Source organism: Hymenobacter sp. GOD-10R (assembly GCF_035609205.1).
GTDB lineage: Bacteria > Bacteroidota > Bacteroidia > Cytophagales > Hymenobacteraceae > Hymenobacter.
The window spans coordinates 5,181,249-5,200,407 of the sequence record NZ_CP141184.1 but is presented as its reverse complement, the minus strand read 5'-3'; the positions used below and the strand labels follow the sequence as shown (position 1 = coordinate 5,200,407).

Below are 19,159 nucleotides of genomic sequence, written 5' to 3'. Positions count from 1 at the left end.
TGCAGCACAAGCCAGGGGCAGTTGGTAGGCTACTGCTTGAGCAAGCGTAGCACGGTCGGGCCGGCGGGCAAAGCTAGGTGCAGGTGATATACGCCATTCGCAAGCGGACGCAAGTCGAGCGGATAGAGCAGGGAAAAGGCACTCTTGGTTAGCGTCTGCTGGTGAACTACACGACCTAGGGCATCTGTGACGCGCAATTCGATCGGGCCGTTTTGCGCGTTTGCAACCGCCACCTGGAACTGTCCCGTACTAGGATTCGGGTAAACAGAAACCCCCGCTGCACCTGCATTTATGTGCGCCGCTAGTATCATATACGCCACAATTTCGTCGTCGGAATAGGGGGAAGGTCCTACCGCATTGATTGCCCGCACGCGGTAGTAGTAAATTCCTGACGCGGGTAGCTGGTCGGTGTACGAAATAGCGTTGGCTGCCGTCGTGATGAGGCGCTGGTAGCTGGTCGTGTTACCCACGGAACGTTCCACTTCGAAGCCAGTCTCGTCTTTGGAGTTGTCTACCCACGTAAGTTCAACGGTGGCATTATTAGGCGCGGCCGTCAAGCCGAAGGGGGCGAGCGGGGCAGTAGGCTGGGCACAAACCCGGAAGCTAACCAACTGTGATTGACTAGTGTTGCCACTGGTAGCCGTGAGTGTCAGCTGGTAACTACCCGCGGGGGCAGCGCTCGTAGCGGTCAAGCTCAGTTGGGTGCTGCTGCCGGGCGTAATTGGGTTAGTAGCAAAAGAAGCAGTAACTCCACTCGGTAAGTTGTTTGCGGAAAGGGTAATAGCATTCGCGAACCCTAGTACTGGCGTGGCCGTGACGGTAATAGCCGTTGGGGCGCTGCTTGAGCAAACGGTGGTTGTCGGAGCTGTGCTGCTGACGATGAAGCTAGGAATTGTCGGGGTTTGGATGGTAAAGTTCTGCTTCGATATGGCGAAGAAGATGTTGCCGATGGCCTCCACCTTGATGCGCGCAGTAGTTGTATTGCTGATGCTGCTAGGTAGGGTGATACTCTCGCTACCATCGTTGGGCGTACTGGCTACTAGTATCGTCGGGAAAGTGAGACCACCATCGGTAGATAGCGAGATTCTGACGCTCGTGGCGTTGATGGGTGCGGCAGTCGTATTGGCAACGTCCCAGGTTACGGGTTGCGCTACGCCCTTGTACCACGTAGCGCCGGTGGTGCTGGGCGAAGTAACCAAAAAGGGACCGGTGTTGGCTGCCACTACTACTTGCATAGAGTCGTAGTTGATGGCGCCACCCGTGACCCGGTTATCACGAGCCACTAAGCGGAAAATCAGGCGTCGATCGTAGGTAGGCAGCTGCTCACCCAGCATCGTAGCGTTATTTAATAAATCAGTTAGCCGCGGAAAGGTGCGGGCCGGACTGCTCGTTGGCGGCAGTACCCGGAAGATAGGCGCATCACCTAGGGGTATCGTTGGGACGCCAGCGAGTCCTAGGTTGAATTGCTCCCACGAGTACGTCAGAGCGTCGCCATCGGGGTCGGTGGCGGTACCCGTGAGAGTAAAAGGCGTATTGATCGGAATAACGTAGCTACTGCCCGCGTCCACTACGGGAGGGAGGTTGCCGTTTAGGGCGTTCACGCTGCAAGTAGCTGTGCTAGTAAGATATGCGGTGATTTGATCGAGGCTGCGGGAGTGGAAATACGGGTCGCTGTTCACCTGCAAGTTGTCGGCGCCGCAAATGCCGGCGTACGCCATAATCGTGGAGCCGCTACCTGGTTCGTAGGCAGAGTTGGCCACTCGGTTGCCACCACCACAGTTGCCCAGCACACTATTGAAGGTATGCTCAGCTCCAAACTCGTGGCCCATTTCGTGCGCGACGTAATCAATATCAAAGGCGTCGCCGATGGGGTTAGGCAGGCCCGTAGAGCCCCGCGCCTTTTGCCCAGCCCGGCACACCACACCAAAGCCTGCAATGCCACCGTCGGCCGTGTTGAACACGTGTCCGATATCGTAATTCGCGGTGCCGATGATGCTATCGGTCGTTACTTGGTTTTTGGCGAGCGTCGCGTTGTTGCTAAGGTTAGAATACGGGTCAGTGGTTCGGTCCAGGTAAATGAGCTGATCTGTATTGGCTACCAAAACCAAGCGCACCGAGAGCTCCTGCTCATACACGCCGTTTACGCGATTGATAGAACTTACCATTTTTCCCAGTACCGCCGACTTAGTGGGATTAGCTCCTGCTACGGCCACGGCGTACTCGCCGGTGCAAGCTAGGGCCAATCGGTAGGTGCGCAGCAAGTTGCCGTTCGGCAGGCGCTGCGAATTCGTGGTGGTTGCTTGACGGGTCTGCGTAGCGCTGGTTTCTGTAGTCCGGCACACCCAACTATCGCGTTGCTGTACTGCTGCTCGCTCAAATACCAGATGGCTAGTTGGATCAGCTAAGCCCGTCGGCTCGATATACACGGTTTTGTCGCGTAGCCGGAGCATGGCGTGAAAACCATCGGGGGTCAGCTCCAGCCGGGCCGTGAGGCTAGGGTCATCTAGCCCTCGTGCGGTATAGGTTTTGATGGTTGGGTACCGGGCGGCTAGCGCTGGCGCCATTACCTGCACTTCCGTTACCTGCAAGCGCACCGAGGAGCCATCCGGCAAGGGGAGGGACAGCACCGTAGATGCTGGTCTGGCTTGGGTAGCGCTGGTAGATGCTGGCTGCAGAAGCTGTTGCAGCACGCCCCGTTGGAAGCGCACCGTGCGGTAGCGAGCTAGGTGCTGCTGCTGCACACGCGTTGCCTGGGGTGCTTGCGGTCCATCCGACCAAAATACCCGCTGGGCCGTGGCATAGCGCGGGCTTGCCAGGAAAGTGCTCAGCAAACTAACTACTAATAAGCGGAGCCAACAGCTAGGTGGTCGAATGGTAACAGTAAAAAACATAAAGAAGGCAGACTATCAGCAAGTAGGTTGTGTGGCGCAAATGAAAGAAGGTTAGGGCTAATTACCTCCTAGTCTAGCCTCTTTACTGTTGCGCTTGCTATCGGCAGGCAAGCTAGCTTTATCGAAGCAGATGTAATGGATGGTATCGCCGGTGCGGTAAGGCTCAACGAGCAGGTTCTGCCCTTCATATAGGAGCCACGCCCGCAGCCCAGCTGGGGTTAGCTCTAGCCGGGCCCGATTTTCGGGGTGGGCTGGCATCTCGCCGGCGTAGGTGCGCAGCTCAGGGTAGCGGGCAGCTAGTTCAGGCGCCATCACCATCGTGGTGCGGAGACGAAACACACGGCGTGTACCATCGGGCAGAAAAAAAGCAACAAGCGGACCCGGCGACCCATCGTTCGGAATGGCTGCTAATGCTTCCGAGAGGTTGTCTAAAGCTAGGGTCATCACGCCGTAGCGCTGAGCATTAAACCGCGGCGGACCTAGCTGCTGTACTTCTGTGGCAGGAGTGAGCTGCCAAAAGTCGAGGGGGACTTCTGAAGTTGCCTCGGAAAACTTCTCAGTTGAGCCCGAAGAGCCAGCGCAAGCTGCTGCCACCAGCCAAATGCCCGTTAGGAGTAAAGAAGCTGGTAAGACTTGATACATAATGAAATATAAGCAACGAAAAGCATTCCCGCTGAAAAACAGACAACAGCTAAACGTTGATCATCTAACGGTTAGCGTGAGCAGATTCATTGCTGCTAACTAAGATATAAACGAAAAAAGCGGCTCTCCCTCGAGAGCCGCTTTTCACTTGCTGATTCCAGCTACGTTGCCTATTGCTTGAGCAAACGCGTAACCGTTGAGCCGTCGGGGAGGGCTAGGTGAAGCTGGTAAACGCCGTTAGCCAACTGGCTTAGGTCGATGGTATGCTGCAGAGCTGCCCCGTTTTTAGTGAGCTTCTGGCTGAGCATCGTCCGGCCGAGGGCATCAGTTACGTGCAGCTGCACCGCACCCCGCTGCGCGTTGTTGATTTGCACCTGGAACACGCCAGCGCTGGGGTTCGGATAAACGTCTACGCCTTTCAGAATACCTGGCGTAACCGTCGCTAGCGGGCAAGCTGTAACCGACACCGTTAAGGGAATAATCTTGCTCTGGGTGATGCTGCCGCTAGTGCCCGTCACGGTAATGGGGTAGGTACCTGGCGTGACGGCCGCCGTCGTGCTGAGGAGCAGTTGCGTGCTGTTGCCAGCCAGCAGCGAGCTAGGCGTAAACGTGGCAGTGACACCAGCAGGTAAGCCCGTAGCGGTCAGGGTCACTTGTCCTTTAAAGTTCTGGAATTGCCCAACGGCCATTGGTACCGTAACGGCGCTGCCTGGGCACACGGCCAAGCCACCAGCCGGCGCACAGGCCGGGCTGAGGAAGAACGTGGGCGTAGTAGACACCTGCACGGCGAAGTTGTTGTCCGAAATATCGAAGAAGATGTTACCGGCGGCTTCTACTTTGATACGAGCGGCTGGAATGTTGCCGTAAATCGGTGGAACCGTCACATACTCGCAGCCATCGTTAGGCGTACCAGCTAGCAGCACAATGGAAAACGTACGACCTCCATCAGTAGAGAGCAGCACGTTAACCCGTGCAGCATTGATGGGTGCTGCTGTGGTATTAGCCACATCCCAGGTCACTTGCTGCGGAATGCCGGCCGTCCAGGTCAGGTTGGCAGCAGTAGGCGCCGTTAGCACAAAGGGACCTGTATTCTCAACGGCCGTAACGGTGGTAGTAGCATAATCAACAGCTCCACCCGTAACACGGTTGTCGCGCGCCACCAGTCGGAAGTTCATCGTACGGGCGTAGCTCGGTAGGATTTCACCGATAACGGGTACGTTGGTAAGCAAGGCTCCCGGCTGACCATTGGGCCGAACAGCTGATGGGAACGTCCGGGAAGGGTTAGGAGTAGGCGGGAAGAAGCGGAAAAGAGGAGCGTTGCCGGTAGGAGCAGTAGGTGCACCAGCCGGACCTAGGTCAAACTCTTCCCAGGAGTACGTGAGTTGGTCGCCGTCGGGGTCTGTGGCTGAGCCAGTCAGCGTGAAAGGAGTATTGAGCGGAATACTGTAGCTCAAACCAGCATTCACGACGGGCGGCTTGTTGCCAGTGGGCGTGTTCACACTACAAGCGCCATTGCCCCGTACGTACGTCGTGATTTCGTCGAAGCTGCGGCTATGGAAGTACGGGTCGCTGTTCGACTGTGTGTTGTTAGCGCCGCAAATGCCAGCGTAGGCCATGATAGTCGTGCCGCTGCCCGGCTCATAAGCGTTGGCGGCCGAGCGGTTGCCACCGGCGCAGGAGCCTAAGTTGCCATTGAAGGTGTGGTTGCCGCCAAACTGGTGACCCATTTCGTGTGCCACGTAGTCAATATCGAAAGCGTCGCCAGTGGGGTTAGGTAAACCCGTGGAACCTCGCGCTTTTTGGCCGGCCCGGCACACTACACCTAGCCCGGCGATGCCGCCATCGGCCGTGTTGAAGATGTGCCCGATGTCATAGTTAGCCGTTCCAATAACGTTATCAATTGTGGCTTGGTTGGTCGTGAGCGTTGCACCGTTGCTCAGGTTGGTGTAGGGGTCAGTGGCCGGATCCAGGTAAATAACTTGATCGGTAGTAGGGATGAGTACCAAGCGGATAGCTAGCTCTTGCTCGTACACGCCCGTTACGCGGTTCACTGATGATACAATACCAGCCAGCGCCTCCGCCTTGGTAGGGGCGGTAGCATTCACAGATTTGTTGATAGCATACTCTCCCGTGCACGACAGCGCCAAGCGGTAGGTGCGCAGGATATCACCGTTGGGTGCCAGTACGGAGGCCGGCGTCAAAGCCGTCGCCGTAGATACTTCACTGGTGTAGCACGTGCGTTGCTGACTGGCAAAGTCCATGGCCCGCCGGTCGAATACCAAGTGGTGGCTATTATCCCCCTTGGCGGCCGGATCAATGAAAACAATATTGTTGAACGACCGAATCATGGCGTGCAAGCCCGCTGGTGTTACATCAAGGCGAGCGGTAGCGTTTACGTCGTCAATGCCTTCGGCCACATAGGTCTTGATCATTGAATAACGAGCGGCCAGCGCCGGGTCCATCACAACGGACTCTGCCACCCGAAAACGCCCTGAAGACCCATCGGGAAGTGGAAGCGAAATAACGGTACCCGACTGGCGTACGGCGTTTGTGGCAGCTGCGGGTGCTGTTTGCAGGGCGCTACGCACAGCGTCGAGTTGGAAGGTCACGGACCGAAACTGCCGCAGCGAAGCCGTTATGTTGCGTGCTTGCGTGGGCACTTGCGAGTCATCAGCCCAGAGCACTCGTTGGGCCAAACTTTGCTGCGGAACAGCTAGCCCCATGCCTAAGAACCCGGCTAACACAGCAGAGCGCCACGCAGTAAATACGGTAAAGGTTGTTTTCATAATAGAGGCGAATGAATAATTTGTGAAGTATCAGGCCCCATCAAGATAGAGGGTAATTTGCTGAAAAATCAAATTTTATAGTATGATGCCGATATTTTATTGTGTAAGCTTTGGAAAGGTATTGTGCTCATTATTAATAAAATACCAATAGTACTTAATGAAACTGACGTTTTCTATGCCTTGGAGCTGAATATAAACTGGTTTTACACGGAAAAAGCCCATCTACTGTGCGCAGATGGGCTTTGTGAAGTAGGCCGCCACGGTTATAGCTTAACCTAGCTTTCGGTCTTTACTAATACCAATTGAGCCTTGTCAGCTGCGTTGATTTTGCGCCGGAACTCGACGTATGCCGGGTAGTCGGTGCGTGGGAAACGGGTGTGTGGCATGCGAAGATTGCGCACGTATTGAATTGTGCCATCTGCTAGCTTCTGCGCCTGGGCCGAATACGTACCGAACGTGGTAGTAAGCTGCACAGGAGCTGGCAGGTTTTCAACTTGGAACCCAGCAGGTACATGAATCCGCACAGTATCGGCGTGGGAGTAAGCACTCGCCAGCCAAATATCTGTTTGCCGTTCGCCTACGGGAGCGGTGATTGCTGGCAAGCGACTCAGCAAATTAGGGAGTAAAAACACCCGCCGACCACTTGGCGTCCCGAACTGTGGCAGCGTCAACCCTAGCGTTTCGTTGATGGTCGGGATGAGTGCCTTGGCGTCGTTGGTTAAGGCGAACTTAGTGATGTTGAAGTTGCTTAGTGGTAATGACTCGGCAATCTTCTTTTTCTGCTGTACGGGGTCTAGGCCGTGCATGAGCTGGCTGAATTGGTCTTGCTCTAAACCCGTGCGGCGGGTGCGCAGCATGGCCGTGGCGCTACCTTGCGCATCCAGATATACGTCAGCACTCCTTTCGCGCCGATTTTCGGCGACACCGTAGCGAGGCGTCCGCACTAGCTGCCCGCCTGCGGGAGTGAGTAGAAGGGCGTGCCGGTTGCCTGTGAAGCTACCCATGTAGCCTAGGGCATTATTCTGACTTGTGCATTCCAGCCATACGGTATCCAGCTTTGTGGCTTTCTTCAAGGGCACGCATAGCACCATGTGGTTGAATTGATTGCTCGGAAATTCGGTGTGAATATCCGGCTCGTCGGCTCGCACCAACGCGCAGTAGCTCTGCACGCCGGCCGCTTTCAGCAAAGCCATGCAGTAATTCGATAAAGCTTTGCAGTCGCCGTAGCCGGTGCTGCTCACGTTAGCAGCCGGAATAGTTTGCCAGCCACCTAGGCCTAGCTGCACCGACACGTAGCGCGTAGAGGATTGCAGGAAATCATATACCCGGCTGATGCGCGTGCGTTCGTCGGGGGCATCTTTCACTAGTGCCGCAACGCGAGTTTGCACTGCTTCCGGTAGCACGTCGCGGCCCGTGTTCAGATCGTAGTTCCACTGCCCGAGGCCTTGCCAAGATGTGAGCGTGCCTGGGTGGCCTTGCACCTCAAACGTAGTGGGTGCTGTCGCTACCGACGGTACCATTTCTGATAGGGGCGGCCCATACGGTTCTTCCTCCTGGGCGGTCAGCGCCTTCAGCTCCCACTGGTATACCTGCAGGTCGCCTTGCTGACTGCGCGCTACCGCTACACCTTTCGGCAAGTGACGCTCCTGGAATCGCAGCGGTAAACTGGCCGGAGTAAGCACCCGAAAGCTAGCCTGCTCCACGGCGAGTTGCTCATCAGCTTGTGGCTGCCAGGTGCTGTAAAACAAAGAGTTATCGGAAGCTACTTCGTATTCGAAGCTGACGGTGTAAGGGTAGCTAGGTTGACGCAAATCGGCCACACGACCACGCGCATCCGTTGCTAGGCTAAAGCCATCGGAGAGACCATAGTCTTTCACGTCAGCAGCGCGAAGTTGCCGTACGAGTTGACCTTCAGCGTCGTACACGGCACCGCGGAGGTAGTTCACGCTGCTCAGCTGATCGTAGTACACCAGTTGGGTAGCCCACTCTGCCCCTGCATCGTCGAGCACCGTAGTAGCACGCCGCACGGTGCGAACAGTGCGTCCCGCCGATTTCACGAGCAACGTTTCGTCCGCCATGCGCACGACAGCATGCGCATTCTCGCGCAACGCAGGGGCTAGCGTTGCCACAGGGTAGTGGGGTTCCTTGCCACTAGCAGCGGCTGCCAATGTTGGGAGCAAGCCAATACCTAAATTCAATAAAAACAAGCTAGAGAAGCGCATCGTCAAGCTTACGATTTCTTTTTAACCACAATCTGCTCGGCGTGCTTGGCTAGCATGCGCGTGTAGAACTCCCGTAAGCTAGCATACTCCTCGGCCGAATACACAGGCTTGCGTAGATTCAATCGGCTAACTACCTGTACTGCACCATTCTGACTGGTAGCACTGTACATAAAGCGCCCACCATTGTCGGGTAAGTCTATGATGGCTTGCTTGGGAAGTTCCTCCGTTTCGTACCCAGTGGGTAGGGTGATAGTAAGCAGCGTAGTTTCCTCCATTGCCGCACCAAAGTTCACAGGAAAGCGCCGATCCTCGTGTACAAAAGGATTTTTTACGCTGTCGAACTCACGTAAGGGATTCAGGTAAAGTGTGCCGGCGGAAGCATCGGCGCCAGTCACTGCGAATTCATAATCTAAGCTTAACGGCTTCGATAAATCTTCCTGTTGGTGAAAGGCGAATTTGCCCACATTCCATCCTTCGTGGCGCTTCGCAAGCTCTTCCATGTACTTTTTCTCTCCCTGCGTATGCAACTGCTCGCGCTCATGATGGGCGTAATAGCCACCATGTTCCTGGTGCACGCTGCCCGTAAGAGCGCCGCGTTCGTCGAGCTTTAATTCTACCTTGCGGTATTCAACAAACCGCTGGGTAGGCTGCAGATCAATCCACCGCGACTCCTGAGCGCGCGGCATAATTAGGCGGCCTTGTCCATTCAAACAGCGGGTAGGTAGGGTGCCACAGGGCAGTAGCTCTTCGGTGGCATCCACTAGCATTTCCTGCTTTTCGGGCAATGCCACGTGAGCTACTACATAGTTGAATTTAGAAAGCAAGGGTAGGCTTTGGTTCACCATGCCGTTGCTGCGAGTGCTCAGCAGTACGGGGTTGGCTTCGAGGCCTGCGTCGCGTAACAAAGCAATGAGCAGCAGGTTGACGTCGGCGGCATTGCCAGTATGCTGGTCGTAAGCGTGCCGGAGCGTGCTAGTGGCATAAAAACCACTCTTGCCGTTGTGCTTCACCGACTGCCGCACAAGCTGGTGAATAGCCGCTACCCGTGTGGCTAGGTCGGAGTGCTGAGCCATGATGGCTGCTACTTTCTCCTTTAGGAACCCACCGCGCTTAAGCTGGGTGCCAAAGTTTTCGTGTTCTAGCAGGCTCGTATTTATTTTCTCCCACGAACCAGCGACGCTTTGGTAAGGCTGATTTGGCCAACGTACGCCGGCTAGCTCAAAATCGATGCGGGAGACGTAATCGTCGGCTGTCGTCATGAAAGGTTCGTCGAGGAAAGCGGGTACGTTTTTCATGGCCCAACGATAGTTGGTGACTCGGGCAGTAACCGTTTCGGAGCTAGCTGCTTGGCGTCCGCCCCCACCAGAAAAGGCACTGCTTCCTTCTATGAAACCACCAGCAGAGCGTAGCGTGAATTGTGCGCTACCATCTGTTCGCTCCTGTTCGGCCAGCGTTTCGTAGCCTTGCATCAACATCTTATATTCAAAGTACTCCGGTATGCTTGCCCGGTATTCGCTCCAACGCACCGGAATAGAGTTCTGAAACTGCCAATCTTGGAAGTTGAACAAGAAGTCAGAGCTGACGGAGTAGGCTACTTCTATGACGGAGCCCACCCGCACATTGGGCAGCGTAAATTTGCGGATAGAGTTATTAACGCTGGTTTGCTCACTGAATACGGCTGACGACTCTAGCTTGTCTTTAGTGAGCTGCCCGTTGACCATGTTGTAGGTGTAGCCACGCAGGTTGGTTAGTTTCTCCTCCTGCTTATCCTTCTTGTAAAGCGGGACTTTTAGGGTTGCCCAGTCATAGCCCGACTTTTTCAGGATCTTGATGCGAAGGACCCGGTCAAACACCACTTTGAAGTCGTTGTCGACCATCGCAAAGCGCGAGCGGCCAAAATCACACAGAACGACAGCTTCGGCAGCGCTATCGGCGACGAAGTTTTTTGCTTCAAAATCCTGCGGATCGGGTTTGCCAAACTTGATAGGATCGGCCTGGCCATAAGCCGTGAGCGTAGCCCCGCTGAGTACTGCAAGGGCAAGTACTTCACGGTATAAACGTAGTTGCATAAAGGTAGGTGATAGTAAGCTGAGAAGTAACTAGGAGAGGAAGCACACCATGGACTGGTAACGATAAATATAATAATATACATTATAAGATTATAGAAGGCGCGAAAGGTAGGCTGCTACTTGATAGCCTAGGTGCAAACTGAAACTATTTGCGTTGCAGCACGAGCATTTCACTATGCTTGGCAATGGCCCGGCTGTAGAGTTCTCGCAAGGCCACGTACTCTTCCGGCGTGTAGACCGATTTGAGCAATTGCAAGCGGGAAACGATTTGCAGCGTGCCAGGCGTAGGTTGCGTGATGTTGTACATGAACTTGCCACCATTATTGGGCAAGGCTAGCACAATGTCCGCTGGTCGTTCTTGCACGGCATAGCTAGCGGGTAAGGTGAGCGTTACCATCTGCATATAATCGTGGAGCGTGCTGAAGTCAACCGGATATTGCCGCTCCTCGTGCTTGAAGGGGTTGGTGAGCTGTCCTAAGGTTTGGGCCAAAGGCAGATAGAGCAGAGGAGCTGGCGCTTCTGGTTCTGGTAAGGTAAGCGCCACATCAGCCTTCAAAACCTTCGTGGGATCTTTCAACTCCATTACTGTCAGTGGGCTCGTGAAGTGCCAATCAGACCACCGGCGGGTGAACTGGGTTTGGTAACCTTGCTCTCCTAGCTCCAATATTTGCTTGCGGGTTTCCAGGCCGGCGTAGCCGTCGTACTCTAGGTGCATTTTGCCCTGCAAGCCCCCTTTATCACTCATGGTAAATTGCGCAGTTGTAAACTGCATGTAGCGTTTGGCAGGTTTCAGCGGCACCCAACGACCAGTGTTGGCAATCAGTCGACCCTGACCGTTGAGGCAGCGCTCGGGTAGCAAGCCAGCGGGCGCTAGAGGTTCCGTAGCATCAAGCAGCAGATCCGACTTGTCGGGTAGCGTCACGTGGGCTACCACGTAGTTGAACTGGCTTAATTCAGGCAAGTCGGTTTGTACGAGCCCGTGTCGACGGGTGCTGAGTAGCACCGGGTTGGCATCGAGGCCGGCGGCGCGTAATGTTTGTACCAGCAGCAAGTTCAGGTCGGAAGAATTACCTAGGTGTTGCTCGCACGTTTTGCGGAATGGCTGCGACGCATAGAGGCGCTCCTGCCCGTTGTATTTCACGCGCTGTTGTACTAGTGCCAATACCGCCGCCGCGCGTTCGGTTGATCCTTCAAACGTCTTTAGGAGCAACTGCGCCTCAGCAGTGAGTGGCCCGTTTTCCTTCAGCAACACGCCAAAGAGTTCCTCCTCTTGCAGGCTCTTGGTTATCTTCTCCCACGTGCCAGTCAGATCATGGTATTCGTTGCCGTTTCTAGAAAAGTCATAACCAGCTAGTTCGAAATCAACGCTACGCCGGTAGTTGCTGGCACTGGTCATATAGGGCTCTTCTCGAAAGGCAGGAGCATTTTTGACAGCCCAACGCACTTGTACTGCTTGCCCAGAGAGAGAAGCACTGTGGCCGGAATTACCAAAGGAGTTGCCGAAAGAGTCGCGGCTATCTTGGCTGTAGGAAGTGGTGTAAGGGACTATCTGACTTTCCTCCACCGCGAAGGGTAAATAGCCGCGTACTGTTTGCTTATAGCGGTAGAACGGAGGAATAACAACCCGATACTCGCTCCAGCGCACCGGAATATCGTGCTGAAATTGCCAGTCTTGTAGATTAAACAGGAAGTCAGACTTGATGGTGTAACTGAACTCAATAATTGAGCCTTCGCGCACATTAGGAAGCGTGAAAGAGTACAGCCGATGATTTTTATCGATTACTTCCTTGAAGCCTGCTTGATTGATATCTAGCTTGTCTTTCACCACATTGCCGCCTACTAAGTTGTAGGTCATGCCCTTCAGTTTTTGCAGCTCTTCCGTGCTGTTGTCTTTTACATAGAGCGGGACCTGCACGGTAGCCCAGCTGTAGCCTGCTTTCCGTAAGATTCGAATGCGGGTCACGCGTTCGAATACCACTTGAAATTTCTCCCGGGCTCCCTCAATGCGCGACTTGCCGAAGTCACAGAGAATTTCGGCTGGTGCGGCGCTATCAGCACTCGACACAGGAGCGGATGTGGCAAAGTCAGCAGCGTCAACTACCCCAAACTGAATTGGGTCCTTTAGTTTTTGTGCCTGTGCTACGTGAAATGTTGTGCAGGCAATAAACAGCAGCCAAGCGCTGCTCAAATAGCGAAACATAGTGGTGAAGGATGAAAGCTAGGTCCTGTAGAGCCTAGAAGGAATAATTACTGATAAAATAGACGCGCGTATTTAGCTTAGCTCGCACAAAGTTGAGCTTAAAAATGCAAATAATATCTGAAATAGAAGTATTTTCATGTAATTATCAAGCAATACTGCTTCGTTGCCTCTTTGTGTCCCATAGTAAGTAGGCTAACGCTACGGCGGCAAGAAGCGCACTAAGCGCGTGCACATAGGGTAAACGGGTGGCCATATTATTGTAGATCCACCCCGCCAACAATGCACCTAGGCCAATACCGGCTTCCAGAGCGATATACATTGTAGCTACTCCCCGGCCACGGCGCTCTTCGTGGCTAAGGTCGATGGTCCAAGCATATAAAGTAGGGGAGTTAAGCCCAGCACCTAGGCCAAATAGCACGGCGGCGGCCAGAAATACTTCGGCCGAACGGGCTAGTGCTAGCAAACCCATTGCAAGAACCAAGATGGCGGATGAAACCATCAATACCGGCACGCGGCCGTAGCGGTCGGAGGCTCGGCCAGCTACCAAGCGAATAAACAAAGAGGCTACAGTGTAGCAGGTGAAAAACAAGCCTTTGTTGTGGATGCCCAGCAAGCCACTTTGGTCGGGTATCACGGTCAGGACGGCGCCGTAGGAAAACAAGCATAGCAGCGTGACAACGGCGGGCGCAAACACGCGCGGCTCCAGAACCTCGCTCCACTCCAGTTTCAGTAAGTGCCAGCTAAACCGTTGTCGCTGGGCCACCGGGAGTGTTTCGGTCATGGTGCCTTGCACAACCAACGACAGCAAGGCCGCCGCTGAAGAGCAATAGAACATGGTATTGAGGGAAAAGTGCGTGGCGAGCCAACCGCCAACGGACGGTCCGGCTGCCATGCCTAGGGAGCCTGCCACGCCTAACAAGCCCATGGCTTCGCCGCGCCGCGCCACGGGGATAATATCAGCTACAAAAGCGGCCGTACCCGTTGGTTTGAAACCGGTGCTAAACCCGTGTACCAAGCGTAGAAAAAGGAACCCTGCAACCGTACTGGCCCACGGATAAAAGAAGCCGCACACGAAGCACACCAGCGAGCCGAACACCATCACTGGAATGCGCCCGACGGTGTCGGCCAGCTTTCCACTGAAAGGACGCGAAATACCAGCTGTCAGGGTAAAAAGCGCAATAATAAATCCCTTGTAGTCAGCTCCGCCCAACCGGGTAAGATAGTCGGGCAGCTCGGGCAGGAGCATGTTGAAACTCGCAAAGAACAGAAAAGAGCTCAGGCACATCAGCCAGAAACCTGGCGTATACACGCTGTTTTTGAAGAAAGGCATGCCGCAAAGGTAGCCCACAAGGCTTGGTCATGGACGCCTACCTCTGGAAGATAGCGTGGAGCAGTACGGATAGGTAGAAGCTTGCAAAGACCTATTCAGCCTCATCATCAAACCTAGGTTGGTGCTGAATAGTGGAGCTAATTGATTATGCTTCAAATAAAAGGCAGTGCCTAATCTACTATTTATACCTAACTTTTTTTGAAGTACATGAGGTCATCTCCATAAGCATGGGCAGGCCAATTGTCTCGCACGACGAAGCAAGCGGCTCAGCTAAATGCCTTTTAAGCTAGTGAGTGTAATTAAAAGTATATGGAGATTAAATTGTAGATAACATATCCACTGTGGCATCTCCTTTGCCCTGTCAAAGCTATCCAGCCGTCTAACTTCTTCTCTATTCCTTATGGCTTTTGCTTCCTATTTCCGGCCGCTGCTCAAACTATGTGTCGTCGCTACCCTGCTGACTTCTTGCAAAAAAGATTCTGTTGCTCCGACGCCCGCGCCGCAGCCAGTTCCACCGACGACACAACCGCTAGGGCCACATGGCTTTATCCGCGTAGTTAATGGCTTGGCCATGGAGCCGACGATGTATCAGTTGCGCAACGACTCGGTGCAACTCAGCATGAAAACGAAGAACTATGGACGAAGCTTGGGCGCTGGCAGTACTAGCCAGTATTACCCAGTTGAAGTAGGAGCTACAATGGCTGAGGTTAATCTGAAGCCTGCTTCCACGTCGGCCTATCAATGGATGTCGATCAACATGACCATTGAGGAAAGTAAGCGCTATTCCCTCTTGGTTTTCAATAGCGGAGGCTTTACCCAAACTAAGTTAGTGCGGGAGGAAGCACTACCCACTCCGGTGGCAGGCAAAGCGCACCTGCGCCTAATCAACATAGCGTCGGGGTACTCACCGGTGCATATTGAGGAGACTGGGGGTGATTTTCGGACAGATCTTGATTGGGGGCAGACGCAGGCCTATGTGCCCGTAGCCGCCCGCACCTACAACCTGTCAACTGTTCGTAGTAACGCAACTATAACGCAGCAGTTTACGCAGAGCTTGACCCTAGCGGCGGGCAAAGCGTACACGCTGGTACTGCGGGGCGATTTTCAGCCCGAGCATCCGCGAGAGCAAGCAGCTTTTATGCTGGTAGAAGACGAGTAACGACACCAGCCAATGCTAGTAGCTTTGCGGAATGGCACGTATTTGCCGCCGATGATGTCTCGCTCAGCAATGGCTTCTATTTTCAACTTCACCTCTGCTTCTACTAAAGGATCCAAACCAGAAGGCAAACCTACCCTTACGGTGCGCGAGCGGTTTTCGGCGCTGCGCAATTTGCCGGAATTTCTAAAGCTTATTTGGGAAACCAGCCCTAGCCTTACACTTGGCAACGTGGGCCTACGATTATTGCGGGCTGCGTTGCCACCGGCTATGTTCTACGTGGGGCAGCTCATTCTTGATGGTATCATTGGGCTAGCGCGCGCACCGCACACCGGGGCTGGCCCCTCGCTCGCTCCGATATTTAGTTTGGTGGCGCTGGAGTTTGGCCTAGCTATTCTCTCCGATGCGCTTGGGCGGGCCGTGGCGCTGCTCGATAGTTTGCTCGGTGACTTGTTCGCCAATCGCTCGTCGGTGCGCCTGATGGAGCACGCTGCCCGCCTCGACCTCGATCAGTTTGAAGACAGTGTATTCTACGATAAGCTAGAACGGGCCCGCCGGCAAACGTTGTCGCGCACGGTGCTGATGGCCCAGGTGCTTAGCCAGGCGCAGGATTTTATTACGATGGCCTTGCTGGCAGTTGGCTTGGTAGCCTTCAACCCGTGGCTGCTGGTCTTGCTGCTGATTGCCGTTATTCCAGCGTTCTGGGGAGAGTCGCACTTCAATGAGCGCAGCTACTCACTCGTGCACAGCTGGACGCCCGAGCGGCGCGAGCTAGATTACTTGCGCCAAACCGGCGCCTCCGACGAAACCGCGAAGGAAATCAAGATCTTCGGTTTGTCGGATTTCTTGATCGACCGTTTTCGCACGCTCTCCGACCAGTTTTACCAGCAGAATAAATCGTTGGTAGTGCGGCGAGCAGGGTGGGGTACGTTTTTCGCGGCTATTGGAGCAACGGGATACTATGCAGCTTACGTGTACATCATCACCGATGCCGTACGCGGACAGATTTCGGTGGGGCAGCTGACGTTTCTAGCTAGTTCGTTCCGGCAAATGCGCAGCTTACTGGAAGGTATTTTGAGCCGCTTCAGCAGCGTGGCTGAGGGCGCATTGTACCTACAAGACTTCTTCGATTTTTTCCACATGCAGCCTCGCATCGCACGCGATGAAACCAAGTTTGTGCGGCCATTTCCCCGCCCCATTCGGGAAGGCTTTGTGTTTGATAATGTCGGCTTCAAGTACAACAATGCGGAGAAGTGGGCCATTCGCAACCTCAACTTCACGCTGCATGCCGGCGAGAAGCTAGCTTTGGTAGGGGAAAACGGCGCCGGTAAAACCACGCTCGTAAAGCTGCTTTCTCGCCTTTACGACCCCTCAGAAGGCCGCATCTTGCTCGATGGCTACGACTTACGCGAGTATGACCCGGCGGAGTTGCGGCAAGAGATTGGGGTGATCTTCCAAGACTTTGTGCGCTTTCAGCTGACGGCTGGCCAGAACCTAGCTGTGGGGCGCATTGAAGAAAAGGAGAACCAAGACCGAATTCAGGCGGCGGCGGCCCAGAGCTTAGCCGACACCGTAGTGAAGAAACTGCCTGGCGGCTACGAGCAGATGATTGGTCGACGCTTCGCGAAAGGCGTTGACCTGAGCGGCGGCGAGTGGCAGAAAATTGCCCTAGGTCGTGCGTACATGCGTGATGCCCAACTGCTCATTCTCGACGAGCCCACCGCTGCCCTCGACGCCCGCGCCGAGCACGAGGTGTTCCAGCGCTTCGCCGACCTAACCGCTGGCAAAACGGCCGTGCTCATTTCGCACCGCTTCAGCACGGTGCGCATGGCCGACCGTATTTTGGTTATCGAACACGGACAATTTGTGGAAATTGGCTCGCATGCTGAGCTGCTAGCACGGGGCGGACGCTACTCGGAATTGTTCCAATTGCAGGCCGCTGGATATCGTTAACCCCAACCCAAAATTTTTTTTAAGCTTTTGGCTGGCAGTCAGCGCCTAACAGACTTGAGTTTCGTATCTTGGTTAGTGTGTTTCCTCCCACTCTAGTTCACTTATGAAACTTACTTCTACTCTTTTTGCCGGAATTGGGCTTTGTTTGGCGCTGTCAGGTTGCTTTGCGGCGCGCGAAGCAAGAGTTGAATCAGACTACAGCTACAGCGGCAACTTTCGGCGCTACCGCACCTATGAGTTTGTGGCCGGTGATGGGTTGGCCGCAGATACCAGCAAGCTAGGTAACATTTTGCGCGAATCCATCCGGACCCGCATGCGCATCCAGGGCTACCGACCCGCCCGTAACCGGCCCGATTTGTTGGTGTCGTTCCGATTGTTCGAGGGTGATATGCGCTTTCAAGGCTACGCCCAGCAGGATATCACGCAGTGGGTAAAAAACGGCTCAGTGGAAGACGAAGAAACGCCCGCTGACGAGCGTGTAGGCTATCAGCCCGTACGCATGCTGCTCACCGATGGCACGCTGCTGATTACCCTCATTGATCATCGCACGAACCGGGCCGTGTGGAACGGCTACGCTTCGGGCGTGGAAGTACCGCAAGGGCCCCGGGGCATGTTGGTGCTTCGGCGCTCTGTGGGTTCTATCTTCGACCGCTACCGTGTTTTCACACAAGGATACATGGATAGAGACGGTAGTGGAGACCCAAACATCAGCGAGCAGTAAGCGCCTTCCCGTTTCCTAGGCGAAGAATTATTAATACAGAAAGGCAGTGAAAGCCGCTTCTCTTAGAGAAGCTAGCTTTCACTGCCTTTCTTATTTGCTACTTAGGCCACAGTATATGATCTGCTGGTCAATGGCTTCAGAATCCAGCTTGCCAGCTGTTGCTACCACTTGCCTACGCTTCGCTGCCTACTAACGACGGGCTGTTGCGGTAGGAATACGGAACTGCAAACCAATGCTTGGAATGATGGTGAAACCGTCGAGCTTAGCTGTTTTATTGTTCAGCAACTCATACGTGCCATAGTTCTGATAATAAATAGCTACTGCCGGAACAACATAGGCATAGCGGTAACCTAGCTTTACGCTGAGAAAACCACCGTACGCCGAGAAGTTTTTGCGTTGCGCCGGTAATGCCGGCAGCTGGCTGCTACCTGCGGTATTGTAGATTTTGGGTGCCTCGAAGCCGTAGCGCAGAAAGGTATGGCTGTACACGACGCCGTAGGAAAGCGCGCCGGCTTGCTCTTCAGGCCCAAAGGAAGTGCTGAATACCAGCGGCACAATGAGGTCGTGGCGGCTAGCATTCAGTCGGAGTATATTGGAGATGTTGTCGAGGTACGGGATGCTAGGTAGCTTGGCTCGTTGCGTAGCATACTGTAACCCAATGCTGCCGTAGGTGGCGCCCGCCTGCCCGCCGGGGTGCTCGGGAGTGCCAACAGGACCTAAGAACTGGTACATGGCATCAAAAACGTGCGAGCCGAATGCATACTTATACCCCACATCAAGCCGGTCGATGACGCCGTAGCGCAGGTAGAAGTCGGAGGTGGGCTGCACGGGGTCAAGCACGTAGGAGAGGGCCGCGGCTTGCAGCTTATCGACAGAGGCACTGTAGCGAATCGTGTCCTTGTTGGCAGCTGCCTGCGCAAAGTTCTTCACGGCGCCACCTGCCTGACCTAGGGTCGATGTAGCAACGTTAAAGGACAGATTGCCACCTACTTTTAACTCGCCTCGTGGGGTGACTTTACCGGAGCTCACAATCGTACGCGGAGCAGTACAGGCCGTGGCAGCCAAGGCCAACAAACAAAACAAAGAGGCGGTTTTCATGAGAAAGAGAGGTGAAGAGAAGCGGCGAAATTCGGAAAAAGGAAAGATGATCTAGTATTTATGCCAAAACCAAGCCGAAACGTAGCGCAGT

Annotated in this window: 11 protein-coding genes; 3 read left to right on the top strand and 8 right to left on the bottom strand. The window is 54.4% G+C overall.

The window, feature by feature from the left end; genetic code table 11:
• Positions 1 to 29 precede the first annotated feature (29 nt).
• The 7 genes from SD425_RS20695 to SD425_RS20665 all read right to left on the bottom strand — a co-directional run bounded on the left by SD425_RS20695 (position 30) and on the right by SD425_RS20665 (position 14,140).
• The gene (locus tag SD425_RS20695) at positions 30 to 2,891 is read right to left on the bottom strand and encodes a reprolysin-like metallopeptidase (RefSeq protein ID WP_324671950.1); all 2,862 of its coding nucleotides are present in this window, start codon (positions 2,889 to 2,891) and stop codon (positions 30 to 32) included.
• 57 nt (positions 2,892 to 2,948) lie between these two features.
• Entirely contained in the window at positions 2,949 to 3,533 is a 585-nt protein-coding gene (locus tag SD425_RS20690; protein ID WP_324671948.1) for a hypothetical protein, read from the bottom strand.
• A 170-nt stretch (positions 3,534 to 3,703) separates the two neighbouring features.
• Positions 3,704 to 6,319, bottom strand: coding sequence for a reprolysin-like metallopeptidase (locus tag SD425_RS20685; protein ID WP_324671946.1), 2,616 nt, complete (start codon positions 6,317 to 6,319; stop codon positions 3,704 to 3,706).
• A 275-nt stretch (positions 6,320 to 6,594) separates the two neighbouring features.
• Complete coding sequence (locus SD425_RS20680; RefSeq protein ID WP_324671945.1) at positions 6,595 to 8,448, bottom strand: DUF3857 domain-containing protein; 1,854 nt, start codon at positions 8,446 to 8,448, stop codon at positions 6,595 to 6,597.
• A 101-nt stretch (positions 8,449 to 8,549) separates the two neighbouring features.
• Complete coding sequence (locus SD425_RS20675; protein ID WP_324671944.1) at positions 8,550 to 10,610, bottom strand: DUF3857 domain-containing protein; 2,061 nt, start codon at positions 10,608 to 10,610, stop codon at positions 8,550 to 8,552.
• Positions 10,611 to 10,755: 145 nt separating this feature from the next.
• Positions 10,756 to 12,810 carry a DUF3857 domain-containing protein gene (locus SD425_RS20670; RefSeq protein WP_324671943.1) on the bottom strand — a complete coding sequence of 685 codons (2,055 nt, stop codon included), beginning with the start codon at positions 12,808 to 12,810 and terminating at the stop codon, positions 10,756 to 10,758.
• A gap of 145 nt (positions 12,811 to 12,955) precedes the next feature.
• A complete protein-coding gene (locus SD425_RS20665) occupies positions 12,956 to 14,140 on the bottom strand; it encodes an MFS transporter (protein WP_324671942.1) in 1,185 nt (394 codons plus the stop codon).
• Between the two features lie 400 nt (positions 14,141 to 14,540).
• Here SD425_RS20665 and SD425_RS20660 point away from each other — a divergent pair, with 400 nt between their 5' ends.
• The 3 genes from SD425_RS20660 to SD425_RS20650 all read left to right on the top strand — a co-directional run bounded on the left by SD425_RS20660 (position 14,541) and on the right by SD425_RS20650 (position 17,970).
• On the top strand, positions 14,541 to 15,299 hold the full coding sequence (locus SD425_RS20660; protein WP_324671940.1) for a DUF4397 domain-containing protein: 759 nt from the start codon (positions 14,541 to 14,543) through the stop codon (positions 15,297 to 15,299).
• A gap of 69 nt (positions 15,300 to 15,368) precedes the next feature.
• Positions 15,369 to 17,249, top strand: a complete 1,881-nt coding sequence (locus SD425_RS20655; protein ID WP_324671938.1) for an ABC transporter ATP-binding protein — start codon at positions 15,369 to 15,371, stop codon at positions 17,247 to 17,249.
• A 103-nt stretch (positions 17,250 to 17,352) separates the two neighbouring features.
• Complete coding sequence (locus SD425_RS20650) at positions 17,353 to 17,970, top strand: DUF4136 domain-containing protein (protein WP_324671936.1); 618 nt, start codon at positions 17,353 to 17,355, stop codon at positions 17,968 to 17,970.
• Positions 17,971 to 18,159: 189 nt separating this feature from the next.
• On the opposite strand, the gene SD425_RS20645 is transcribed toward SD425_RS20650, so the two are convergent.
• Positions 18,160 to 19,068, bottom strand: a complete 909-nt coding sequence (locus SD425_RS20645; protein WP_324671935.1) for a hypothetical protein — start codon at positions 19,066 to 19,068, stop codon at positions 18,160 to 18,162.
• Positions 19,069 to 19,159: the final 91 nt, after the last annotated feature.